Below are 22683 nucleotides of genomic sequence, written 5' to 3' on the forward strand. Positions count from 1 at the left end.
GCCGAGGCCACGCTGTCCTTCCTGGGCGTCGGCCTGAAGACCCCGGTGGTGTCCTGGGGCATCATGATCAGCGAGGCGCAGCAGTACATCCGCGTCTCGCCGTATCTGCTCTTCTTCCCCGCCGCGTTCCTTGTCACCGCCGTGCTGAGCTTCGTGATGCTCGGTGAGGCGGTCCGCGAGGCCCTCGACCCCAAGCTCCGCTGAGCCGAGGGACGACTGGCGGTTGCAGCGGTCCTGTGCGCCCGGAACGCGACGGGTCAGCCGCGGCGGGTCTCCCCGTCGTACCGCCCCGCCGAGTCGGTGACGTCCCAGAACTCGGCCGGCAGGTGGGTGATGACGTCGTCGTACTCGCCGGGCGGGATGGCCTCCCGGAGGGTGTCGAAGACCGCGCGCATGCCGGCCCTGGCGAGGTCCCCGTCCACCTCGGCCCGGCCACTGACCTGCTGGACGAACACGTCCAGTCCGAACCGCTGGGCCTTGTCCCGCGGCGCGAAGGCGTACGCGCGCAGCCCCTCCGGGAGCCGGGCGGACAGATCCCGCGCCTCGCCCCCGTCGATCCGTTCGGCCAGGGTCGTGAGCGTGGCGCGCGTGATGGCGGTCGCCTGCTCCGGTGAGGTGCGCAAGCGTCGCGCCACCGAGTCGATGAACTCGCTGTTCTCCACCTGCCGGGCCTCTCTCTGCGTGGACAGCGGCGTCTACCCGCTCGCCGGCGCGGCAAACGGGCGGGCCCGGGGGCGCGTCTCAGCCGGCGGCGGCCAGGTACCGGGCGGCCAGTTCGCGCAGCACCGTTCGCAGCTCGGGCGGCTCCAGCACGGTGAACGGCACGTCGAACTTGGCCAGGTAGGTGGCCAGGTCGGTCAGCGAGTCGGTGCCGGTGACCAGTTCGCAGGTGGCGTCGTCGAGCGGGATGATCTGACCCGACGTGGTGGTGCTGCGTTCGGCCACCACCGCGGCGGGTGCGTGCAGGCGGATCCGCGCCTGGTAGGTCCAGACCGCGGACCGGACGCCGCGCAGCACGTGCGCCGCGGCGTCGCCGCCGGGCGGCTCACGCGGCACGAAGCGTGGCCCGGTCGGCGGCAGCGGACGCACCCGGTCCGCGCGGAAGGTGCGCCAGTCCCGGCGGTCGGTGTCCCAGGCCAGCAGGTACCAGCGGCGGCCGGTGTAGACGAGGGTGTGCGGCTCGACGTCGCGCTCGCTGGCCTGCCCGTCGTGGCCGGCGTAGGTGAACCGGAGCCGTTCGTGGCTGTGCGCGGCCGCCGCGATCGCGGTGAGCGTGTCGGCGTCGACCGTCGGCCCGCCGCCGGCCGCCGACACCGTCGCCCCGCGCAGCGCGTCGACCCGCGGGCGCAGCCGCCCCGGCAGCGTCCGTTCCAGTTTGGTCAGTGCGCGCAGCGACGCGTCCTCGATGCCGGTGACCGTGCCGGCCGCGGCGGCGCGGAGTCCCACCGCGACCGCGACGGCTTCGTCGTCGTCGAGCAGCAGCGGCGGCAGCGCGGTGCCGGCGCCGAGCCGGTAGCCGCCCGCCGGCCCGGTGGTCGACCGCACGTGGTAGCCGAGCTGCCGCAGCCGGTCGACGTCGTTGCGCACCGTGCGGGTGGTGACCCGCAGTCGTTGCGCCAGCTCCGCGCCGGGCCAGTCCCGCCGCTGTTGCAGCAGGGAGAGCAGGCGCAGCAGCCGCGCCGAGGTTTCCAACATTCCCCGATTCTCCGTCAGGTTGAGGAACCAGATGTTCCGCAACCCCTCCTAGCGTGGGGTCATGACCGACACACCGAGACTGCGGGGCATGGCCAACGTCAGCTACTGGGCCAGGGACTGGCCGGCGGCCAGAGCCTGGTACACCGAACTGATCGGCTTCGAGCCGTACTTCCTGCGCGACGGCTACGCGGAATGGCGGCTCGGCGACCACCAGGACGAGCTCGGCCTCGTCGACAGCCGCTACCGGCCGTCGGGCGCGGCCGCCGGTCCGGGCGGCGTCGTCCTGTACTGGCACGTCGACGACGTGCACGCCATGCTCGCGCGGCTGCTCGCCATGGGCGCCACCGAGCACGAGCCGCCGCAGGACCGCGGCTCGGGCTTCGTCACCGCCACCGTGGTCGACCCGTTCGGCAACCTGCTCGGCGTCATGTACAACCCGCACTACGTCGAGATCGTCGCCGGGAAGGCCTGATGGTGGACGACATCGAGATCATCCGCTGTGCCGACGTCGACGAGTGGGACCGCTGGCTCACCGCGTACGGCGCGACGCGGCCCGCGGTCTGGCTGGCCATCGCGCGCAAGGGCGGCGGCGCGGCCACGATGACCGCGACCGAGGCCGGGGACGTGGCCATCTGCCACGGGTGGATCGACAGCCACCGTCGCCGCCTGGACGCCACGCACTACCTGCAGCGCTACTCGCCCCGCCGGCCGGGCAGCCCGTGGTCCCGGGTCAACGTCGAGCGCGTCGCCGCGCTCGAGGCGGCCGGCCGGATGCGCCCCGCCGGCCGGGCCCAGGTCGCGGCGGCGAAGGCCGACGGCCGCTGGGCGACGGCGTACGCCCCGCAACGCACCGCGGCCGTGCCCGACGACCTGGCCGCGGCGCTCGCGGCGAACGACCGGGCCGGCGCGGCCTACCAGGCCCTCGGCCGCAGCGACCGGTACGCGGTGTTCCTGCCGCTGCTCAAGGCGCGCACTCCGGTGGCACGGGCCGGGGCGCTACGGCGCGCGCTGGCGACGTTGGCAGCGGTGGGCGCACCGCCGCGGTGATCGGCGGTGACGTACCGGCGGGGCGGCGGATCCCGCCGGGCGTCACGGCCGGCGCCACATCGGGTAGGCGGTGGTGCCGTCGGGGAGCGGAAAGGACCCGTGGGCGACGTAGCCGTGCCGGGTGTAGAGGTCCCGGTCGGCGAGGGTCGTCGCCTCGGTGTACGCCGGCAGCGAGTTGGAGTCCATCCAGGCGTGGCTGGTGGCGAGCAGCGCGCGGGCGTGGTTGGCGCGGGGTGGCCGCGGTGCGACCGCGAAGAACGCCAGGTGGTTGTGGGGACCGGCGGGCCGGCGGGCGGCCAGCACCTCGTCGAGGCGGAGGAACCGCTCGAGGTAGTCGCCGCAGGCGACGGCGAGGCGCTCGCCGTAGCCGGGCGGCGGCGGGATCGGGCCGTAGCGGTGGAACCAGACGGCGGCGGCGGAGCGGTCGCTGGCGAGGTACGCCTCGCCGAAGAGCAGCGCGTGCTCGGTCCAGATCCGGGTGACGGCGCTGAGCACGATACGGCGACGATGGGTGTCGGGCACGAGCCAGGCGCCGGTGGCGCTCGTGGCGAGCGCCCCCACGACGAGCTCGACGATGTCGGCGACGTCGCACCAGCGGGCGCGTCCGACCGGCAGGGTCTTCTTCACAAGCTCTCCTTCCAACAGGTGTGCGGGGCTGAGCATGCGGGTCCGGTGGGTCCGGTTCCCGCTGGTGGCGGGGACCGGAGCGCCGGCCGGAGTCGCTGGCATTCGGGGTGGTGACGTTCCCGGGACCGGGCCCGGCAGCTGGGCGCCGGCCGGGTTCGGTCGGATCGGCTCGGGTCGGTGCCCGCCGGCCCGGATTCAGGCCGCCAACCGGGCGGTGCCGACGCCGTGGCCGACGAAGTGCGGCGGGACAACGACGATCACGATGCGGGGCGGGCGCCGGTGGGGGCGTGGATCGCCCCGACGCAGCGGTCGTCGTGGCTGTCCGGTGCGCTGGGGCGTCAGGTCAGGCGGGCCTGGTGTCCGGTCGGCCGGAGCGGCCGGTGAACCCGTCGCAGCGGGGCGGGTGGCCGCCCGGTGCCGTCAGGTCCGGGTGCCAGGCCCCGGGCAGCGCGCCGTCCGCGGTGCCGGTCCAGCCGCCGGCGACGCCGTTGCCGGCCGAACTGCCGCATCCGACGGGCGTCCCGTGGTGGGTGCGGCCCGGGTCGCCGGCCGGGGGCCGGTGGCCCGCTCCGGCGGCGCCGTCCGCCGCCTCACCGCCGCCGGCCGGCCGCCACGTCGGCGCGGACGACCAGGCGTCCCGGGTGACGGGCGGAGCGGGGGCGGCGTGGGCGTTCGTGGCCGCCGCGGTGGTGGTCGACACGCGTGCGGACGCCGGTGAACGGACGCCGCCGGCGCCCTCGGGCGGAATCGGGGGAGCGGCGGGCCCGCCGACGATCGGCTGCACGACGTCGAGCACCGGGGTCAGCGCCGCCACCACCGGCTCGGCCAGGTCGAGCACCGGGGTCAGCGTCGCCACCACCGGGTCGGCCAGGTCGAGCACCGGGGTCAGCGTCGCCACGACCGGCTCGGCCAGGTCGAGCACCGGGCCCAGCGCCGCCACGACCGGCTTCGCCGGACCGAGCACCGGAGCCAGGGATGCCGCGACCGGCCGGGTGAGCGGGCGGACGGCGGTGCCGACCGGTTCGAGTGGACCTGCCGTCGGCGGCTTCCGTTCGACCGGCCGCGCGGCGTCCCCGCCTCGACGGGTCACCGGCGTGGCCGGCTCGGCGGCCGGCTCCACCGCCGGTGCCGCGTCCCGGGCGGGGGTGCCCGTCCCGCGGCGTACCGGTGCGGCGGGCTTCGCCGGCCGCTCGCCCGTGGCCGCCGGGACGTCCGGCCCGGTACGCGCCGGTGGCCGCGGCGTGCCGGGCCGGGGCGCCGCCCCGGCGTCGGCAGCGTCGCTCGCGTCGTCGGTGGGCGGGGAGCAGGAGACGGGGGCGCCGAGGAGCTCGCCCACACCGTCCAGCAGCTCGCCGAGCAGGCAGGGGCGGGCGGCCGCGGCGGCGTGCGCGGCGTCGGCGGAGAGCGAGTCGTAGCCGCCCCACGCGCCGAGGGCGCCACCGACCAGCAGCAGCCCACGCAGCACCGTCCGAGCGAGCCGGCCGCGACGCCGCACCACGGGCACCTCCGAGGAGTCCTCTTCCGGGCAGCTCCGATTGTGCCGAACCGTGAGCGTTCGGACACGTTCCGACACACGGGAAATCGACAGCCGCCGAAGGCGGATGATTCGTGCTCAGCCCAGCGGGGCGGTGGGCAGCGGCAGCCCGGGCAGGGACGGCAGCAGCGTCGGCAGGCCCCCCGTGGGCAGGAGGGGCGGCAACGACGGGAGGATCCGCGGCAGGGTGGGCTGGTCGGCGGCCGGTGGGGACGGCCGTGGCGGCGTGCCGGTGGGAGTGGGACGGGGCGGCGCGGCGGACCCGTCACCGGCCGGAGCCCTCGGCGTCGGTAGGGCCGTGGCGGGCGCGGCCGGCGGCGGCAGCGCGGCCAGCAGGTCGCGGTGCAGCGCGTCGAGTTCCGCCCGCAGCCGGGTGACCACCGCCGGGTCGTCGACGGCGGTGAGGTCGTCGCGCGCCTGCTCGATCAGCCGCGCGGCCTCCGTCGGCTGACCGGCGGAGAGCGCGGCCCGAGCGCGGTCGATGACATCCTCGACGGAGCGCACCTGCGCCTGTTCCGGGTAGAGCACCTTCGTCAACGACCAGAGCGGGCTGCTCGGCCCGGCGTTCCGGCTGCCGACACCGAGCCCGGTCGCGATGGCCACGAGGACGATCACGGCGGCCGCGAGGCGCAGGACGCGTCGCCCGACCGCCGCCGGCCGGGGTGCCGGCGGCGCCGGTGGGAGCTCGACGGCGGGCCGGAGGACCGGCTCGCCGTCGTCGTCGAGGTCGGCGCGCCAGGCGGCGAGCATCGCGGCGAGGTCGTCGCCGGCCGGCGCCGGCTCGCCCCGGCCGAGCGCGTCGAGGAACTGGTCGTCCCGGGCGATGGTCGCCAGGTCCAGTTCCTCGGCCCCGTCGGGCCTGTGCTCGGTCATGCCGCCACCTCGTCGAGTGTGTCGCCTGCCAGGGTACGGAGGCGGGCCAGGGCGCGGGACTGGGCCACCCGGACCGCGGCCGCGGACATGCCCACGATGGCCCCGACCTCCTCGGCGGTGAGGCCGACCGCCACCCGGAGGACGACGATCTCCCGCTGCGCGTCCGGCAGGCGGCCCAACAACGCCGACAGGCGGCGGGCGAGGTCGGTGGCCACGGCCTGCTGCTCCGGGCCGGGCTCGGCGTCCGGCGTGTCCATCGGGGTGTCGGCGGCCGTGGTGACCGCGGCGGCCCGGGCCGCCAACCGCTGCGCGTCGGCCACCTTGTGCCCGGCGACGGCGTAGACGAACGCGGAGAACGGCACGCCCTGGTCGCGGTAGCGGGGCAGCGCCCGCAGCACGGCCAGGCAGATCTCCTGCGCGATGTCGTCGGCCGTGGTGTACGCGCCGCCGATGCGCCCCAGCCGGGCCCGGCAGTAGCGCACCAGCCCGGGGCGCACGTCGGTGAGCAGGGCCGCCATGGCCCTCGAATCGCCCTGGGCGGCCCGCCGGACGAGCTCGGGATCGATCGTTGTGGTCATCGCGTCGCGGGACACCTTCGTTACCGGCCGGTTAACGGGCACGGTAGCGAGCCGGCCGGCATTTGCCTAGCTCACCGCGAGTAGCTCTCCCGTACCGCAAAGAAATCGTGAGAGATCTGTTGCGCCCGGCCGGGCCGCAGCGATGTCCGAAGTAACAGCACCAAGGGGGAGGGGACCGAGTGGGAGTCGAGGTGGCCGTGCAGGGACTGACCAAGTCCTTCGGCGGGCAGCCGGTCTGGTCCGACGTCAGCCTGACGCTGCCGGCCGGCGAGATCTCGGTGCTGCTGGGCCCGTCGGGCACCGGCAAGTCGGTGTTCCTCAAGACCCTGGTGGGGCTGCTCCGCCCGGACCGCGGCGACATCTGGATCTCCGGACACAACCTGCCCCGGCTCTCCGAACGGGCGCTGTACGAGGTCCGCAAGCTGTTCGGCGTGCTGTTCCAGGACGGCGCCCTGTTCGGCTCGATGACCATCTACGACAACGTCGCCTTCCCGCTGCGCGAGCACACCCGCAAGAGCGAGGCGCAGATCCGCGCGGTGGTCGCCGAGAAGCTGGACATGGTCGGCCTGACCGGCGCCGAACGGAAGCTGCCCGGGGAGATCTCCGGCGGGATGCGCAAACGCGCCGGCCTGGCCCGCGCGCTCGTCCTGGACCCGGAGATCATCCTCTTCGACGAGCCGGACTCCGGGCTCGACCCGGTGCGCACCGCGTACCTCAACCAGCTGATCATCGACCTGAACCAGCGCACCGAGGCGACGTTCCTGATCGTCACCCACGACATCAACACCGCCCGGACGGTGCCGGACAACATCGGCCTGATCTACCACGGGCACCTGGCCATGTTCGGCCCCCGGGAGATGCTGCTGTCCAGCACCGAACCCGTGGTCCGGCAGTTCCTCAACGCCCAGCGGATCGGGCCGATCGGGATGGCCGAGGAGAAGGACGCCGAGGAACTGGAGGCCGAGGCGCGGGCCGGCGTGGAGCTGCCGCCGCTGCCGCCCATCCCGACCCAGTTGCAGCCCTCCGACGGCCGGCCCCGGCGGGCCGAACGCCCGCCCGGACAGTGGTGCCGCGAGCACGGCGTCACCCCACCGCCCGGGTCCTTCGCGGACCAGCCGGCGGCCGACCTGGTCGCCCCCGGGGAGGTGCGCGGATGACCGCCCCGCTGGCCGCGGTCCGCCGGTCCGGCCACTTCTTCGCCTTCTGCCTCGACACGCTGCGGGCGCTGCCCCGCCGGCCGGTGCAGGTGCGCGAGTTCGTCCAGCAGGCCTGGTTCATCAGCTCGGTGTCGATCCTGCCGGCCGCCCTCGTCTCGATCCCGTTCGGCGCGGTCATCGCCCTGCAACTCGGCTCGCTGGTCCGGCAGCTCGGCGCCCAGTCGTTCACCGGCGCCGCGTCGGTGCTCGCCGTGGTCCGCGAGGCCGGGCCGATCGTCACCGCGCTGATCATCGCCGGGGCCGGCGGTTCGGCCATCTGCGCCGACCTGGGCTCCCGCAAGATCCGCGAGGAACTCGACGCGATGCAGGTACTGGGCATCGACCCGATCCACCGCCTCGTGGTGCCCCGGGTGCTCGCCTCGATGCTGGTCGCCGTCCTGCTCAACGGGCTGGTCAGCGTCGTCGGCGTCACCGGGGGCTACCTGTTCAACGTGGTCATGCAGGGCGGCACCCCCGGCGCGTACCTGGCCAGCTTCCAGGCCCTCGGGCAGCTGCCCGACCTGCTGGTGGGCGAGGTCAAGGCACTGCTGTTCGGCGCCACCGCGGCCCTGGTCGCGTCCTACCAGGGGATGCACGCCCGGGGCGGCCCGAAGGGCGTCGGTGACGCGGTCAACCAGAGCGTGGTCATCACCTTCATGCTGCTGTTTGCGCTGAACTTCCTCGTCACGGCCGTGTACTTCCAGGTCGTACCGCAGAAGGGAAGCTGACGTGCCGGTGCTGCGACAGCTCGACGACCTGGGCGGACAGCTCGCCTTCTACCTGCGGGCCTTCGGTTGGGCGCCGCGCACCGTGCGCCGCTACAAGCGCGAGGTGGTGCGGCTGCTCGCCGAGGTCAGCTTCGGCTCCGGGGCGCTGGCGGTGCTCGGCGGCACCGTCGGCGTCATCTGCTTCCTGACCTTCTTCACCGGCACCGAGGTCGGCCTGCAGGGCTACCAGGCGCTCAACCAGATCGGCAGCAGCGCCTTCACCGGGTTCATCTCCGCGTACTTCAACACCCGGGAGATCTCCCCGCTGGTGGCGGCGCTGGCGCTGTCGGCCACCGTGGGATGCGGGTTCACCGCCCAGCTGGGCGCCATGCGGATCTCCGAGGAGGTCGACGCCCTGGAGGTGATGGGCGTGCCGTCGCTGCCGTTCCTGGTCACCACCCGCATGATCGCCGGGTTCATCGCGGTGATCCCGCTGTACGTGGTCGGGCTGCTCTCCAGCTACCTGGCCACCCGCGCCATCGCCGTCTTCTACTTCGGGCTGTCGGCCGGCACCTACGACTACTACTTCCACCTGTTCCTGCCGCCGGTGGACGTGCTGTGGTCGTTCGGCAAGGTGCTGGTCTTCAGCGTGATCGTGATGCTGGTGCACTGCTGGTACGGCTACACCGCCAGCGGCGGTCCGGCCGGCGTCGGCGTCGCGGTCGGCCGCGCCGTCCGGCTGGCCATCGTCGCCGTCAACATCGTCGACTTCTTCCTGTCGCTGGCCATCTGGGGCGCCACGACCACCGTCCGGATCGCGGGGTGACCATGAGGCATCGCATCCTCGGCATCGTCTTCGTCGCCGTGCTGACCGCGGCGCTGACCGCCGCCGTCCTGCAGTACCAGAAGGCCTTCACCCCGGTCGCCTGGGTCACCCTGCAGGCCGACCGCGCCGGCCTGCAACTCGGCGACGGCGCGGACGTCAAGGTACGCGGCGTCCTCGTCGGCGACGTCCGCTCGGTACGCAGCACCGGCGACGGCGCGATCCTGCGGCTGGCCCTCGACCCGGCGAGCGCCGCCCGCATCCCGGCCGACGTGACCGCGCGCCTGCTGCCCAAGACGCTCTTCGGCGAACGCTACGTCGAACTCGTCCCGCCGGCGGCCAGCACCGCCGGGCCGATCCGCGACGGCGCGGTGATCAGCCAGGACCGCAGCCGCACCGCGGTGGAACTGGAGCGGGTGCTCGACGAGGCGCTGCCGCTGCTACAGGCGATCCGACCCGACCAGCTGGCCACCACGCTGGGCGCGCTGGCCACCGCGCTGGAGGGCCGCGGCGACCAACTCGGCGCCAACCTGGCCCGGCTCGACGCGTACCTCCGGCAGCTCAACCCGGCGATGCCGGCGATCGCCGCAGACGTGCGCGCCCTGGCCGTGGTGCTGGACAGCTACGACGCGGCGCTGCCGGACCTGCTCGCGCTGCTGCGCGACGTCAGCGTCACCGCCCGGACCGTCACCGACCAGCGGACCCAGCTGGCGGCGTTCCTCGCCGACACCACGGACGCCGCCGACGTCGCCCGCGGCTTCCTCGACCGGCACGACGACCAGCTCATCCGGCTCGGCGCGGTGAGCCGGCCGGTGCTCGAACTGCTCGCCGCCTACGCCCCCGAGTACCCGTGCCTGATGAGCGGCCTGGTGGCCCTGCAACCCCGGGTCGAGGAGGTGTTCGCGGGCGGGCGGATGCGGATCACCCTGGAGGTCACCCGCGACGGCGGCCGGTACGAACGCGGGCGCGACGAGCCGGTCTACGGCGCGGACGACGGGCCGCACTGCCACGGCCTGCCCCGACCGGCCCGACCGGCGCCGGAGAAGCCGGTCGACGACGGCTACGACTACGCCGGCGGCCGGCCCCGGGTCACCCTGCCGGTCGGCCTGCCCACCCCGGCCGCCGGCACCACCCCGGCCATGGGTCAGGCCGCCACCACACAGGAACGGGCCCTGGTGAAGCCGCTGGTCGGCGCCCTCACCGGCACCCTGCCGGCGGAGGTGCCCGACATCGCGGTGCTGCTCTGGGGGCCGCTGCTGCGCGGAGCGGTGGTGAACGCCCGATGACCGCCCGGACCGTCTCCCCGCTGGTCAAGCTGCTCATCTTCGCCGCGGTGACGCTGCTGCTGACCGGGCTGCTCGCCCAGACCCTGGGCGCCTTCCCGGCCGGCGGCGTCAGCTACCGCGCGCGGTTCACCGACGTCACCGGGCTGCTGCCGGGCGACGACGTCCGCATCGCCGGCGTCCGGGTCGGCCGGGTCGAGGACATCCGGGTGGTCGACGACACCGTCGCCGAGGTGACCTTCACCGTCACCGCCGACGTGCCGGTCGCCACCAGCGTCCGGGCCGCGATCCGCTACCGCAACCTGGTCGGTCAGCGCTACGTCGCGCTGACCGAAGGACCGGGGGAGGGGCGGCCGCTGCGGCCGGACGGGCTCATCCCGATCGCGCAGACCACCCCGGCGCTGGACCTGACCGTGCTGTTCAACGGCTTCCGGCCGCTGTTCACCGCGCTGCGCCCGGAGGACGTCAACAAGCTCGCCTACGAGATCATCCAGGTGCTCCAGGGCGAGGGCGGCACCGTCGCCAGCCTGCTACGACGCACCGCCTCGCTGACCAACACCCTCGCCGACCGGGACGCGGTCATCGGGCGCGTGGTGACCAACCTGAACAGCGTCCTGACCACCCTGGCCACCCGGGACCGCGACCTCGACCGGACGATCACCCAACTGCAGGAGTTCGTCTCCGGGTTGGCCGCCGACCGGACCGCCATCGGCGAGGCGCTGGTCAACCTCGGCGACCTCACCGAGGCCACCTCGTCCCTGGTGGGTCAGGCCCGGCCGCCGCTCGCCGCGGACATCCGCGCGCTGGACCAGCTCGCCGGCACGCTCAACCGCAACTCCGCCGTCATCGACAGCACGCTCGGCCGGCTGCCGGAGCGCTACGACTCGCTGACCCGGGTCGCCTCGTACGGCTCCTGGTTCAACTTCTACCTCTGCGACTTCGACGGCCGGGTGTCGACCGCCGGCCAGACCCTCAACCCCGTCACGTTCAGCGCGCCGGCCGCCCGGTGCGCCACCGGAGGCAGCCGATGAAACCGTTCCGTGAACGCAACCCCGTCGTCACCGGCGTGGTCGGGTTGACCGTGATCGTCGCCGCGCTGCTCGGCGCCTTCCAGCTCGACCGGCTCGCCGCGTTCACCGGTCGGGCCTACCAGGCGGCCTTCACCGACGCCAGCGGCCTCGCCGTCGGCAACGAGGTGCGGGTCGCCGGGGTGCGCGTCGGCAAGGTCACCGCCGTCGAGCTCGCCCGCGACGGCCGGTCGTACGTGCGGGTCCGGTTCCGCCTCGACGACGACGGCGTACGCCTCGGCGACCGGACCGGCGCGACCATCCGGATCAAGACCGTGCTCGGCCAGAAGTACCTGGCCCTGGCGCCGGCCGGAGCCGGGCGGCTGCCCGAGGGCGCACAGATCCCGCTCGACCGCACCGCCGCCCCGTTCGACGTGGTCCAGGCGGTCACCGGGCTCGCCGACACCCTCGACAAGGTGGACACCGACCAGCTCGCCGCCGCGTTCGCCACCCTGTCGGAGACCTTCGCCGACACCCCCGCCAGCGTCGACTCCGCGCTCGGCGGGCTGTCCCGGCTCTCCCGTACCGTCGCCGACCGCGACGCGGAACTGCGCTCGCTGCTGACCCGGGCCCGGGAGGTCACCGGGGTGCTCGCCACCCGGGACGAGGAGTTCCGCAAGCTGGTGACCGACGGCGAGGCGCTGCTGGCCGAGGTGAGCCGCCGCCGCGACGCCATCCACAAGCTGCTTGTCGGCACCAACGATCTCGCCACCCAGCTGTCCGGACTGGTCGACGACAACCGGGCCAAGCTCAACCCCGCCCTGCGGCAGCTGCGGGAGGTCATCGCCGTGCTGCAACGCAACCGCGACAACCTGGAGCAGAGCATCGCGAAGATGGCGCCGTTCGTCACCGCGTTCGCGAACGTGGTCGGCAACGGCCGCTGGTTCGACTCCTACGTGCACGGGCTGGTGCAGCCGTACGTGCCCACGGGCGGCCGCTGATGGCCGCCCGGCGCTGGCGCCGGCCGGTCGCCGCCGCCACCGTCCTGCTCACCGCCGTCGCCGCCGCCGTGGTGGTCGCCCGGCACGAGCCGCCCCAGCGGCGGGTGACCGCCCACTTCACCCGCGCCGTCGGCGTGCACCCCGGCTCCGACGTCCGGGTCCTCGGCGTCCGCGTCGGCGAGGTGGTCGCGGTGACCCCGCGGGGCCGCACCGTCGAGGTGGCCATGCGCTACGACCCGGGCGTCGACGTGCCGGCCGACGCGCAGGCGGTGATCGTCCCGCCCAGCGTGGTCAGCGACCGGTACGTCCAGCTCACCCCCGCGTACGCCGGCGGCGCCACGCTCCCCGACGATGCCGCCATCCCGGTGGACCGCACCGCGGCCCCGATGGAGATCGACGACATCTACCGGGCGCTGGACGACTTCAACCGCGCCCTCGGCCCGGACGGGGCCAACGCCGACGGCGCCCTGTCGGACCTCGTCGCCACCGGCCGGGCCAACCTGGAGGGCAACGGCGAGCACCTGCGCGACACCCTCGACGGGCTGTCCCGGGCGCTGTCCACCCTGTCCGACGGGCGGCAGGACCTGTTCGGCTCGGTCGGCAACCTGCAACGGTTCACCACCGCCCTCGCCGAGAGCGACCAGCAGGTCCGCGCCTTCCAGCGGCAGCTGGCCGACGTGGCCGAGCAGCTCGCCGGCGAGCGCGACGAACTCTCCGCCGCGCTGCGCAACCTCGCCGTCGCGCTGGAGAAGGTCACCACCTTCGTGAAACAGAACCGGCAGCTGCTCACCGCCGACGTCGCCGCGCTCGCCGACATCACCGGCGTGCTGGTCCGCCAGCAGGAGGCGGTCATCGAGATCCTCGACGTCGCGCCGCTGGCGCTGAACAACCTCGCACTGGCCTACAACCCCCGGTCGGGCACCCTGGACACCCGCGACAACGCCACCGGCCCGTACGACCCGGCCGGCTTCGCCTGCTCGCTCCTGGTCGACCAGCTGCCCGCGAAACAGGTCCCGGCCACCTGCCACGCGCTCGCCCAGACCCTGCACGCGCGCGGCCTGCCCATGACCGACCAGCTGCGCAAGCTGCTCAAGCTGCCGCCCGGCGCCGCGACGGCCGGCCCGGTCCCCCCGGGTGAACCCCCGTCCACCCAGCCCGGTGGGCCGGCCCTCGACCTGGCGCCGGGCGGCCCCGGCGGGCCCCTGGACCGCACCCTCGGTGGCATCCTGCGGGGCCCGGCATGACCGCCCGGATGCGACGCACCCTCGCCGCGGCCCTCGTCGTGGCGCTGCTGCCCGCCGGCTGCGGCCTGCCGGAGCTGACCGACCTGCCGCTGCCCGGCGGCGCCCCGGCCGGCCCCGGATACCGGGTCACCGCCGAGTTCCGCGACGTGCTCGACCTGGTGCCGCAGGCCGCCGTCAAGGTCGACGACGTCACCGTGGGCAGCGTCGAGAAGATCTCCCTCGCCGGCTGGACCGCCCGGGTGACCCTGCGGATCGACCGCGAGGTCCAGCTGCCCGCCAACGCCACCGCGGCCGTCCGGCAGAGCAGCCTGCTGGGCGAGAAGTACGTCACGGTGGCCGCCCCGACCACCGAACCGCAGCGCGGCCGGCTCGCCGACGGCGACGTCATCCCGCTGGTCCGCACCACCCGCGGCGCCGAGGTGGAGGAGGTGCTCGCCGCCCTGGGGCTGCTGCTCAACGGCGGCGGCCTGGCCCAGCTGCGCACCATCAACCAGGAGCTCGGCCGGGCGCTCGACGGCCGGGAGCCCGCCGTCCGGGACACGTTGCGCCAGCTCGACGAGTTCGTCGGCGGGCTGGAACGGCAGAAGGCGGACATCGTCCGGGCGGTCGAGGCGCTGGACCGGTTGACCGGCCGGCTCGCCCGGCAGCGGCAGGTCGTCGGCGAGGCCGTCGACTCGCTCGCCCCCGGCGTGACCGTGCTGGCCCGCCAGCGCGCCCAGCTGACCAGCGCGCTGACCGCGCTCGGCGAACTCGGCCGGGTCGGCACCCGGGTGGTCAACCGCAGCCGGGACGACACCCTGGCCAGCCTGCGGGCGTTGAAACCGATCCTGGAGCAGCTGGTCCGCGCCGGGGACGACCTGCCGAAGTCGCTGGACTTCATGCTGTCGTACCCGTTCCCGCCGAACGTGACCGGCGCGATCGTGGGGGACTTCGTCAACCTCTCCGTCACCGCCGACCTGGACGCCGCCGCGATCCTGGCCAACCTGGTGGCCGCGGCTCCCGCGCCGGCCCGGCCGGCCGCCGGTAGGCCTGCCCCCGGCGCGGCCGGACCGCCCGCGGCGGGTGGGTCGCGCCCCGGACCCCGCCCGGGTGCCGGGTCCGGGCCGAAGCTGCCGCTGCTGGACTGCCTGCCGGATCTGAAGAACTTCCCGGCGACCTGGACGCCGCCGAAGGAGTGCCTGCTGCCGAAGGGCTGCGTGCTGCTCAAGCCCGGCTCGGCCGTGCCCGTCGGCGGGCTGCTCCTGCCCAAGGGGATCGTGCCGCCCGGCACCGCCTTCCCCGAAGGCACCGAACTGCCGGCCGGCACGATCCTCTCCGCCGACTGCATTCTGCCGGTGACCGGCGCGATCACCGGCGCCGTCGGCGACCTGACCGACATCCTCGGAGGCGGGCTGCTGCCATGATCACGCGTACCGTGAAACTCCAGGTCATCGCGTTCGTGCTGGTGAGCCTGCTCGGCGTCGGCTACGTCGGGGTCCGCTACGTCGGCCTCGGCGACCGGCTGTTCGGCGGCGGCTACGTGGTGCACGTCGACCTCGCCCGCGCCGGTGGACTCTTCCCCAACGCCCCGGTCACCTACCGGGGAGTGCCCGTCGGCCGGGTCACCGCGGTCACCCTGCGCGGCGACGGGGTCCGCGCCGACCTGCGGATCGACCGGGACGTCCGGGTGCCCACCGAGCTGCGGGCGGTGGTGGCGCAGCGCTCCGCCGTCGGCGAGCAGTACCTCGACCTGCGACCGGACCGCGACGACGGCCCCTACCTGCGCGACGGGTCGGTGATCCCGGCCGACCGCACCGGGGTTCCGCTCGCCCCCGAGGTGCTGCTGACCAACCTGGACGCGCTGGTCCGGTCGGTCGGCCCCGAGGACCTGGCCGTGCTGATCACCGAACTCGGCACCGCGTTCCACGGCAACGAGGAAGCGCTCGCCCGGATCCTCGACGCCGGGGACGCGCTGCTCACCGACGCCACCGCGGCGCTGCCCGAGACGCTCGCCCTGATCCACGACGGCCGCACCGTGCTGACCACCCAGGCCGAGTCGGCGGAGGCGTTGCGCCGGTGGGCGCGGGGCCTGGCCGAGCTGGCCGCCAGCGTCCGGGCCGCGGACCCCGACCTGCGGCGCCTCCTCGCCGCCGGGCCGCCCGCCGCGACCGAGGCGGTCGCGCTGCTGCGCGGGCTCGAGCCGACCATCGGCACCCTGCTGGGCAACCTGGTGACCGTCAACGGCATCGCCGCGCGGCGGCTGCCCGGCATCGAGCACCTGCTCGTGGTGTATCCGATCGCCGTCGCCGGGGGTTTCACCGTCACCCCGGGCGACGGCACCGCCCACCTCGGCCTGGTGCTCAACCTCAACAACCCGCCGTCCTGCGTGTACCGGGGCGGCAGCCGGCAGTGCACCGCGCAGGACCGGGCGGCCGGTGCCGGTGTCCGGGGCGCCCCGAACGCGCCGCGCCCCGGCGGCGCCGATCCGGCCCCCGCCGCAAGCCCCCCGCCCGCCGGCGCCTCCGGGCCGGGTTACGACCCGGCGACCGGCCTGGTGCTCGGCTCCGACGGGCGGCCGTTGCAGTTCGGTGCCACCGGCGGCCAGTACCGGACGGCCGGAGACCAGTCGTGGAAGCAGTTGCTGCTCGCCGGGGTGACCCCGTGACCGGCAGACCGGAGGAGGTGCCCGTGCAGACCCGCAGGGACCGCACACTGAAAGTGATCAAGGGAGCCAAGGCCGGCGTCCCCGGCCGGCCCGCCCAGCGCCGGCTGGTCAGCCGTCCCGTGTCCCGCGCGGAATCGCCGATCGAGGCGGTGCTGGAGCGGCTGGACCAGGAGCCCGTGACCGACCCGGACGACGCCGACGACCTGACCGCGCTGGACGACCCGGCGCGCGCCGACGACCCGCCGGCCGCCGACGACCGTCCCCGCCCGGCCGGCGCCGAACGTGCCGCCCAGGCCCGCCGTCGTACGCTCGTCGGCCTGCTCGTGGTGCTGCTCGCCGCCACCCTGGCCGCGGCCAGCTTCTACGGGCACCGCTGGTACACCGCGCACGCCGTCGAGGAGGCCCGCCAGGCGGCGCTGGCCGCGGCCCGGCAGGCCAGCGTCAACTTCGTCTCGGTCAGCGCGGCCAGCGTCGACCGGGACCTGCAACGGATCGTCGCCGGGGCGACCGGCGAGTTCAAGGACGAGTTCACCCGGGGCCAGGCGCAGGTCCGCGCCGCGGTGGTGGAGAACAAGGTCGACTCGCGGGGCGCCGTGCTGCGGGCCGGCCTGGTCTCCGGTGACCGGAACCGGGCCGTGGTCATCGTGGCCGTCGACGCCACCGTGAAGAACGCCAAGGCGCCCGAGGGCCGGCCGTCGCACTACCGGATCCAGGTGGACATGGTCCGCGACCGGGACTCCGGCGAGTGGCTCGTGGCCCGCCTGCAGTTCGTCGGATGACCCCGACGCCGCCCCGACGTCCCCGAGGAGGACCCATGCGCATCCCCGCCCGTCTGCCGCGGCCCGGCCGCCTCGCGCGGCTGCGGCCCGGCCGGGTTCGGCTGGTCCCGGCGCTGGTCGCGGCGATCCTGCTGGCGGCCGGCGTCGCGACCGCCGGTTGGTACGCCGACCGTGCCGCCGACCGGCGGGACACCGCGGTCCGGCAGGCGCTCGCCACCGCCCCGGCGGCCGCCAAGGCCATCTTCTCCTACGACTACCGGACCTTCGACGACAGCGTGGCGAACGCCCGGACCTTCACCACCGGCGCCTTCGCCGAGGAGTACGCGCAGACCACGGCGACGCTGAAGGAGACCGCCACCAAGCAGCAGGCGGTGGTCCTGGCGGAGGTGACCTCGACCGGCGTGGTCAGCGCCGACGCGGACCGGGTGGAACTGCTGGTCTACCTGAACCAGTACCGGCGCAACGTCACCACGGCCGGCGAGAAGGTGGACCAGAACCGGGTCGTGCTCACCCTGGAGCGGGTCGACGGCGACTGGAAGGTGACCCGGGCGACCGCCGTCTGACCGTTGCGGCGCGGGCGCTGCGGCCCGGCGGAAAGCGGGTCGTCGCCGCTAGCTCGACCAGGCTCTCGCCTGGTGCTGCACGACGGTCTCCCAGGCCGGGTTGAGGTAGCCGCCACGGCGACGGTGGCGGGAGGCGACCGTGCGCAGGCAGAGCTGGCTCGACGCGGATCGGGCGCGCCTGACCAGGCTCGGCGCGGCCCGCACGGCCGACGTCCTCGCCCCGCTGACGCCCGCGGGGGCGCCGGGGAGGTCAGGGCTCGGCGAGGGCGGTCTGGATGAGCCGGGCGCCGTCGCGACGGCGTACCAGCGTGCCGCGGCCGGGTGGCATCGGTTGCGGCCGGAGGTTGCCCAGCACCTGCCCCTCCTCGCGGTTGCCCGACATCAGCAGTCCGGGTGAGTCCAGCTCGCGCAGCCGCTGGAGCACCGGCTCGTAGAGCGCCCGGGCGAGGCCGCCGACCCGGCGGGCGAGGATCAGGTGCAGGCCGATGTCGCGGGCCTGGGGCAGCAGGTCGTGCAGCACGCTGAGCGGGTTGTTGCCGGCCGACGCCACCAGGTCGTAGTCGTCCACCAGGATGAACAGTTCCGGCCCCCGCCACCAGCTGCGGTTCCGCAGCTGTTCCGTCGTGACGTCCGGGCCGGGCAGCCGGTTCGTCATGGCCTCCCGGATCGAGGCGAGCGCCTGGGCGAAGCCCTGGTTGGACGGCGCGTACTCGAGGAGGTGCTCGGTGGGCACGGCGCCGAGCAGGCTCCGGCGGTAGTCGGCGACCACCAGCCGCGCCTGCGCCGGCGTGCGGCGTGCCACCAGCTGCTGGGCGACCAGCCGGAGCAGGTTGCTCTTGCCGCACTCCGCGTCGCCGAACACGGTCAGGTGCGGGTCGCTGTCCAGGTCGAGGTAGACCGGCGCGAGCGAGGCCTCGTCGACGCCGATCGGCAGGCCCGCGGCGGACGGGTCGCTCACCTCGTTCAGCTCGACCAGGGCGAGGCGGCGCGGCAGCATCCGCACCGGCGGTGCGGACGGGCCCCGCCAGGCCTCGGCGACCTGGTCCGCCAGCGCGGCCGTCGCCTCGGCCAGGTCGTCGACGCCGTGCCTGCCGTCGACGCGGGACAGGGCGGTGAGGAAGTGCAGCCGGTCCCGGGTCAGGCCGCGTCCCGGCGACGCCTCCGGGACGTTCGCCGCGATCCGCCGCTGGAACTCCGACTCGCTGGGATCACCGAGCCGCAGTTCCAGCTTGGTGCCGAGCAGGTCACGCATGCTGAGCCGCAGTTCCGACCAGCGGATGGCGGTGAGCACCACGTGCACGCCGTACTGGAGCCCGCGCTGGGCGAGCAGCGTGACGCTCTCCTCGAGTTCGGCGTACTCCTGGCGCAGGATGTTCCAGCCGTCCACGACGAGGAAGACGTCGCCGAACGGGTCGTCGGCGAACTCGCCGGCCGCGCGCCGCTGACGGTAGCTGGCCATGGACTCGACAGCCTGCTCGGTGAAGCGGGTCTCCCGCCCGTCGAGCAGCGCCACCACCTCGGCGACCGTGCGGCGTACCGCCTCGGTGTCGCGCCGGCCGGCCACCCCGGAGACGTGCGGCAGCGCGGCGAGGCTGCGCAGCGCGCCGCCGCCGAAGTCGAGGCAGAAGAACTGCACCTCGCGCGGGGTGTGGGTCAGTGCCAGCGAGGCGATCAGGGAACGCAGCATGGTGCTCTTGCCGCTGAGCGAGGCGCCGACGACGGCCACGTTGCCGCCGGCCCCGGCGAGTTCGACCAGCAACGGGTCGCGGCGTTGCTCGTACGGCCGGTCCACGACGCCGACCGGCGCGGTCAGCGATCCGGCGCCGACGGCCGACGTGAGGCCGCGCTCCGGGTCCCGGGTCAGCGGCAGCAACTCGTCCAGGGTGGGCGGCTCGGCCAGCGGCGGCAGCCAGATCTGGTGCGCGGGCGGCCCGCCGTCGCGCAACTGGTGCACCACGACGTGGAGCAGGCTGCGACCGGCGAGTTCCGGGGGCACCGTCGCACCGGCGTCGGCGCCGGTGAGGGCCGGCGGCCCGGAGACGTACGTGGCCCGGAACCGGGTCATCGTGGCGCCTGTCTTCAGGTAGCCGTGGCCGGGAGCGTTGGGCAGCTCGTACGCGTCCGGCACGCCGAGCACGGTGCGGCTCTCGAACGCGGAGAAGGTGCGCAGCCCGATCCGGTACGACAGGTGGGTGTCCAGCCCGCGCAGCTTGCCCTCCTCGAGGCGCTGGCTGGCCAGCAGCAGGTGCACGCCGAGCGACCGGCCCAGCCGGCCGATCATCACGAAGAGGTCGATGAAGTCGGGCTGCGCGGCGAGCAGCTCGCTGAACTCGTCACAGATGATCAGCAGGCTGGGCATCGGCGCCAGCGGCGCGCCGGCGTCCCGGGCCCGCTCGTAGTCCAGCCGGGAGACGTAGTTGCCGGCCGTCCGCAGCAGCTCCTGGCGCCGGACCACCTCGCCGGCGAGCGCCTCGCGCGTCCGCTCGACCAGGGACAGCTGGTCCGCGAGGTTGGTGATGACCGCGCTGGTGTGCGGCAGCCCCGCCAGGGAACCGAAGGTGGCGCCGCCCTTGAAGTCGATCAGGACGAGGTTGAGGTCGGCCGACGAGTGCCGCGCCGCGAGCGCCAGGACGATCGTACGGAGCAGCTCGCTCTTGCCCGAGCCGGTCGCGCCGACGAGCAGCCCGTGCGGGCCCATCCCGTCCTGTGCCGACTCCTTCAGGTCGAGCAGCACCCGGGCGCCCCCGTCGTCGACGCCGATCGGCACCCGCAGGTAGTCCGGTCCGAGCGGTGTCCGGTGCCCCGCGAAGCTCCACAGCGCGGCGTAGTCCGGGATGTCGAGGACGGCCAACGGCTCGTCGGGCGCCTTGGTCGCGTCGGGGCGGGCGTCGACCCGCCCGGCGTCGACCCGGGGCATCCCCCACGCCTCCGCGATCACCGACACCATCGCCCGCGCCCCGCCCGACGGCCGGCCCTCGCTCTCGATCTCCGCCTCCGGGTCGCTCCCGCTGACGGTGAGGTCGGGCAGCGCCACCCGGAAGGTGCGCCGGCCGTAGACGGCCCAGCCCGGCACGTTCATCGGCAGCCGGGCGGCCTGGTCCGGGTTGACCCGCGACTCGTGCGGCTGCGACAGCCGGGTCTCGATCCGGGCCTGGGGCAGCTCCAGCAACTCCTCCGGGATGACCCGCCAGCTGCGTTCGAGCACCACGACGTGGAGCCCGTAGCCCAGCCCCTTGTTCGCGAGGTCCACCACCCGCGGGGAGAAGTCGGGCAGCAGCGTCGCGAAGTCCTGCCACCGGTCGACGACCAGGAACACGTCCGGATAGGGGTTGGCCTCGACGCCGGCGCGCCAGGCCCGCAGGCTCGCCGGCGACTCCAGCTCGTGCCGCCGGAACAGCTGCTTGCGGTCGAGGACCTCCTGTTCCAGCAGGTCGAGCAGCGCCCGGACCTCACCCACCTCGTCGTCGCCGACGACCGCGCGGACGTGCGGCAGCCGCCGCATCGGCCCGAGCAGGTTCCCGCCCGACTCCAGGCAGTAGAAGGCGACCTCGCGGTCGGAGTGGGTGAGCGCCAGCCCGGCGATGAGGGAGCACAACAGCGTCGTCTTGCCGGTGCCGGTCCGGCCGACGACGAGCAGGTGCCCTTCCGAGGCGGCCAGGTCGAGCCAGACCAGCTCGCCGGCCGGCTGGTCGATCCGCTGGGCCTGGCCGATCGGCACCTTCAACAGCCCTCGTCGCCGCCAGTCGGTGGCGCAGAGCTTCACGTCCCCGCCGGGTTCCAGCGGGCCCAGCAGGTCGCCGAGTCGCGGTTCGCGTTGGTCCCGCCGGCGCCGCTGGCGGTGGTGCCCCTCCCGGGACAGCGCGATGTGCACCTCGTCGCTCGCCTGCCCGAACTGGCACGGCGACTGGGAGGAGGTGCGCTTCGGCAGTTCCAGCCGCACGTACCGCCACAGGTCGTCGGGGGTGATCCGGCCCTGCCCGGTGATGTCGGCCGCGCCGGTGCTCAACCCCTGGATGATGGTCTCGGTGAACGCCGAGCGGAGCCGCGACGTGGTCTCGGAGGCCGGCCGGCCGTCGTCGGCCCGCTCCACCGAGTTGGTGGCGGTGATGACGTAGCGGCCGTAGCCGGTGCGCAGTTCACCGTCGATGGCCAGGTCGTCGGTCGTCTTCAGGCCGTGCCCCTCGAAGGCGCCGCTGTAACAGCAGTCGAGCAGGATCACCGAGCTGGCGGCGTCGGACTCGTCGAGCAGTTCCCGGACGAAGGACGCGGACACCGCCGTCGAGGAGAGGTGGTCCACCTCGGTGTTGGCGACCGCGAGGTAGAGCCGCCCACGCTTGCTGCTGCGCACCCCGTGCCCGGAGAAGTAGAGCAGGACCAGGTCCTCCGGGCCGGCCGCCCGGAGCATCGACTCGATCGCCCGCTCGATCGAACTCTTCGACTCGTTCTCCAGCAGCACGGTCTGGTCGAAGGCGCCCACGTCCGCGTCGGCCAGCAGGCTCAGCAGGTCACGCGCCTCTTCCCGGGGCGCGTAGAGGTCGGTCAGGGACTCGTCGATGTAGCGGTCGTTGGCGATCAGCAGGGCACGGCGCTCTCCCACGGGTCAGCTCCCGGCGGCGCCGCCACCGTGCTGGCCGGCCACCGGCCGCCGCTCCGGCTGGGCCGGCAGCTCGGCGGTGGCCGCCGGTGTGCCGCCGAGGAGCTGCGTCAGCTCGGTGACGAGGCGCGCGTCGACCCGGGTCGATCCGGTGATCACCAACTCGTTGTCGCCGCTGCGCAACGTGATCGACCGCGCCTTGACCCGGTCGGCGTAGGCGACGGCGACGTACGCGAGGGCGCGCAGGCTGGCGGCCGAGAAGAGGCCGCCCACCGCCAGCATCCCCAGCTCCCACGCCTGTTGCGACTTGCCGTGTCCGTCGGTCGCCGACTGGGCGTGCGCGATTCGCAGCCCCGGCACCGTGCGCAGGTCGTCCGCCAGCTGGCGGGCGAACTCGTCCACCCGCTCGGCGGGCGTCGACGGTCGCGGTTGGATCGACAGCAGAAGCTCGCTCACAGCACACCTCCGTACGGGTGTCTACATTCAAC

General features: G+C 74.5%; 21 protein-coding genes and 1 pseudogene. 14 read left to right on the forward strand and 8 right to left on the reverse strand.

Annotation, left to right across the window (positions count from 1 at the left end; genetic code table 11):
• A pseudogene (locus AC1WTP_RS19965) lies at positions 1–204 on the forward strand (ABC transporter permease); the annotation flags it as partial.
• Positions 205–257: 53 nt separating this feature from the next.
• Here the strand turns inward: AC1WTP_RS19965 and AC1WTP_RS19970 are convergent.
• Entirely contained in the window at positions 258–662 is a 405-nt protein-coding gene (locus tag AC1WTP_RS19970; protein WP_481650772.1) for a DUF2267 domain-containing protein, read from the reverse strand.
• Between the two features lie 79 nt (positions 663–741).
• Entirely contained in the window at positions 742–1695 is a 954-nt protein-coding gene (locus tag AC1WTP_RS19975) for a helix-turn-helix transcriptional regulator (protein ID WP_481650773.1), read from the reverse strand.
• Between the two features lie 61 nt (positions 1696–1756).
• Here AC1WTP_RS19975 and AC1WTP_RS19980 point away from each other — a divergent pair, with 61 nt between their 5' ends.
• A complete protein-coding gene (locus AC1WTP_RS19980; RefSeq protein WP_481650774.1) occupies positions 1757–2167 on the forward strand; it encodes a VOC family protein in 411 nt (136 codons plus the stop codon).
• A complete protein-coding gene (locus tag AC1WTP_RS19985) occupies positions 2167–2742 on the forward strand; it encodes a YdeI/OmpD-associated family protein (protein WP_481650775.1) in 576 nt (191 codons plus the stop codon). The genes AC1WTP_RS19980 and AC1WTP_RS19985 overlap by 1 nt, the downstream gene beginning before the upstream one ends.
• 42 nt (positions 2743–2784) lie before the next feature.
• Here AC1WTP_RS19985 and AC1WTP_RS19990 read toward each other — a convergent pair whose 3' ends face one another.
• From AC1WTP_RS19990 to shbA, 4 genes are all read right to left on the reverse strand, one after another.
• On the reverse strand, positions 2785–3369 hold the full coding sequence (locus AC1WTP_RS19990; RefSeq protein ID WP_481650776.1) for a hypothetical protein: 585 nt from the start codon (positions 3367–3369) through the stop codon (positions 2785–2787).
• A gap of 343 nt (positions 3370–3712) precedes the next feature.
• The gene (locus AC1WTP_RS19995; RefSeq protein WP_481650777.1) at positions 3713–4864 is read right to left on the reverse strand and encodes a hypothetical protein; all 1152 of its coding nucleotides are present in this window, start codon (positions 4862–4864) and stop codon (positions 3713–3715) included.
• A 117-nt stretch (positions 4865–4981) separates the two neighbouring features.
• Positions 4982–5776 (reverse strand): anti-sigma-D factor RsdA, encoded by a 795-nt coding sequence (locus AC1WTP_RS20000; protein ID WP_481650778.1) that lies wholly within the window; start codon positions 5774–5776, stop codon positions 4982–4984.
• Positions 5773–6354, reverse strand: coding sequence for an RNA polymerase sigma factor ShbA (gene shbA, locus AC1WTP_RS20005; protein ID WP_481650779.1), 582 nt, complete (start codon positions 6352–6354; stop codon positions 5773–5775). The genes AC1WTP_RS20000 and shbA overlap by 4 nt, the downstream gene beginning before the upstream one ends.
• Positions 6355–6533: 179 nt before the next feature.
• Between shbA and AC1WTP_RS20010 the strand changes: the two genes are divergently transcribed.
• From AC1WTP_RS20010 to AC1WTP_RS20060, 11 genes are read left to right on the forward strand one after another with little or no spacing between them, the layout of a single operon-like run.
• Positions 6534–7511 (forward strand): ABC transporter ATP-binding protein, encoded by a 978-nt coding sequence (locus AC1WTP_RS20010; protein WP_481650780.1) that lies wholly within the window; start codon positions 6534–6536, stop codon positions 7509–7511.
• The gene (locus tag AC1WTP_RS20015) at positions 7508–8278 is read left to right on the forward strand and encodes an MlaE family ABC transporter permease (protein ID WP_481650781.1); all 771 of its coding nucleotides are present in this window, start codon (positions 7508–7510) and stop codon (positions 8276–8278) included. Before AC1WTP_RS20010 ends, AC1WTP_RS20015 begins: the two co-directional genes overlap by 4 nt.
• 1 nt (position 8279) lies before the next feature.
• A complete protein-coding gene (locus AC1WTP_RS20020; RefSeq protein WP_481650782.1) occupies positions 8280–9083 on the forward strand; it encodes an MlaE family ABC transporter permease in 804 nt (267 codons plus the stop codon).
• 2 nt (positions 9084–9085) lie between these two features.
• Positions 9086–10366 carry an MCE family protein gene (locus AC1WTP_RS20025; RefSeq protein WP_481650783.1) on the forward strand — a complete coding sequence of 427 codons (1281 nt, stop codon included), beginning with the start codon at positions 9086–9088 and terminating at the stop codon, positions 10364–10366.
• Positions 10363–11394 (forward strand): MCE family protein, encoded by a 1032-nt coding sequence (locus tag AC1WTP_RS20030; protein ID WP_481650784.1) that lies wholly within the window; start codon positions 10363–10365, stop codon positions 11392–11394. Before AC1WTP_RS20025 ends, AC1WTP_RS20030 begins: the two co-directional genes overlap by 4 nt.
• Complete coding sequence (locus AC1WTP_RS20035; protein WP_481650785.1) at positions 11391–12371, forward strand: MCE family protein; 981 nt, start codon at positions 11391–11393, stop codon at positions 12369–12371. The genes AC1WTP_RS20030 and AC1WTP_RS20035 overlap by 4 nt, the downstream gene beginning before the upstream one ends.
• Positions 12371–13615, forward strand: coding sequence for an MCE family protein (locus AC1WTP_RS20040; RefSeq protein ID WP_481650786.1), 1245 nt, complete (start codon positions 12371–12373; stop codon positions 13613–13615). The genes AC1WTP_RS20035 and AC1WTP_RS20040 overlap by 1 nt, the downstream gene beginning before the upstream one ends.
• The gene (locus tag AC1WTP_RS20045) at positions 13612–15018 is read left to right on the forward strand and encodes an MCE family protein (RefSeq protein ID WP_481650787.1); all 1407 of its coding nucleotides are present in this window, start codon (positions 13612–13614) and stop codon (positions 15016–15018) included. The genes AC1WTP_RS20040 and AC1WTP_RS20045 overlap by 4 nt, the downstream gene beginning before the upstream one ends.
• Positions 15015–16259 carry an MCE family protein gene (locus tag AC1WTP_RS20050; RefSeq protein ID WP_481650788.1) on the forward strand — a complete coding sequence of 415 codons (1245 nt, stop codon included), beginning with the start codon at positions 15015–15017 and terminating at the stop codon, positions 16257–16259. The genes AC1WTP_RS20045 and AC1WTP_RS20050 overlap by 4 nt, the downstream gene beginning before the upstream one ends.
• A complete protein-coding gene (locus tag AC1WTP_RS20055; RefSeq protein ID WP_481650789.1) occupies positions 16256–17038 on the forward strand; it encodes a hypothetical protein in 783 nt (260 codons plus the stop codon). Before AC1WTP_RS20050 ends, AC1WTP_RS20055 begins: the two co-directional genes overlap by 4 nt.
• A 35-nt stretch (positions 17039–17073) precedes the next feature.
• Positions 17074–17601 carry a hypothetical protein gene (locus AC1WTP_RS20060; protein WP_481650790.1) on the forward strand — a complete coding sequence of 176 codons (528 nt, stop codon included), beginning with the start codon at positions 17074–17076 and terminating at the stop codon, positions 17599–17601.
• Between the two features lie 250 nt (positions 17602–17851).
• Here the strand turns inward: AC1WTP_RS20060 and eccCb are convergent, their stop codons facing one another.
• Positions 17852–22198 (reverse strand): type VII secretion protein EccCb, encoded by a 4347-nt coding sequence (gene eccCb / locus AC1WTP_RS20065; RefSeq protein WP_481650791.1) that lies wholly within the window; start codon positions 22196–22198, stop codon positions 17852–17854.
• 3 nt (positions 22199–22201) lie between these two features.
• Positions 22202–22651 carry a hypothetical protein gene (locus tag AC1WTP_RS20070; RefSeq protein ID WP_481650792.1) on the reverse strand — a complete coding sequence of 150 codons (450 nt, stop codon included), beginning with the start codon at positions 22649–22651 and terminating at the stop codon, positions 22202–22204.
• Positions 22652–22683: the final 32 nt, after the last annotated feature.

Source organism: Micromonospora sp. R311 (genome assembly GCF_056780015.1).

Excerpts from the sequence above, each read along its gene's own strand:
- AC1WTP_RS19975 (WP_481650773.1), bottom strand. The coding sequence starts at position 1,695 with ATGTTGGAAACCTCGGCGCGGCTGCTGCGCCTGCTCTCCCTGCTGCAA.
- AC1WTP_RS19980 (WP_481650774.1), top strand. The coding sequence starts at position 1,757 with ATGACCGACACACCGAGACTGCGGGGCATGGCCAACGTCAGCTACTGG.
- AC1WTP_RS19985 (WP_481650775.1), top strand. The coding sequence starts at position 2,167 with ATGGTGGACGACATCGAGATCATCCGCTGTGCCGACGTCGACGAGTGG.
- AC1WTP_RS20000 (WP_481650778.1), bottom strand. The coding sequence starts at position 5,776 with ATGACCGAGCACAGGCCCGACGGGGCCGAGGAACTGGACCTGGCGACC.
- shbA (WP_481650779.1), bottom strand. The coding sequence starts at position 6,354 with ATGACCACAACGATCGATCCCGAGCTCGTCCGGCGGGCCGCCCAGGGC.
- AC1WTP_RS20015 (WP_481650781.1), top strand. The coding sequence starts at position 7,508 with ATGACCGCCCCGCTGGCCGCGGTCCGCCGGTCCGGCCACTTCTTCGCC.
- AC1WTP_RS20025 (WP_481650783.1), top strand. The coding sequence starts at position 9,086 with ATGAGGCATCGCATCCTCGGCATCGTCTTCGTCGCCGTGCTGACCGCG.
- AC1WTP_RS20030 (WP_481650784.1), top strand. The coding sequence starts at position 10,363 with ATGACCGCCCGGACCGTCTCCCCGCTGGTCAAGCTGCTCATCTTCGCC.
- AC1WTP_RS20035 (WP_481650785.1), top strand. The coding sequence starts at position 11,391 with ATGAAACCGTTCCGTGAACGCAACCCCGTCGTCACCGGCGTGGTCGGG.
- AC1WTP_RS20040 (WP_481650786.1), top strand. The coding sequence starts at position 12,371 with ATGGCCGCCCGGCGCTGGCGCCGGCCGGTCGCCGCCGCCACCGTCCTG.
- AC1WTP_RS20045 (WP_481650787.1), top strand. The coding sequence starts at position 13,612 with ATGACCGCCCGGATGCGACGCACCCTCGCCGCGGCCCTCGTCGTGGCG.
- AC1WTP_RS20050 (WP_481650788.1), top strand. The coding sequence starts at position 15,015 with ATGATCACGCGTACCGTGAAACTCCAGGTCATCGCGTTCGTGCTGGTG.
- AC1WTP_RS20060 (WP_481650790.1), top strand. The coding sequence starts at position 17,074 with ATGCGCATCCCCGCCCGTCTGCCGCGGCCCGGCCGCCTCGCGCGGCTG.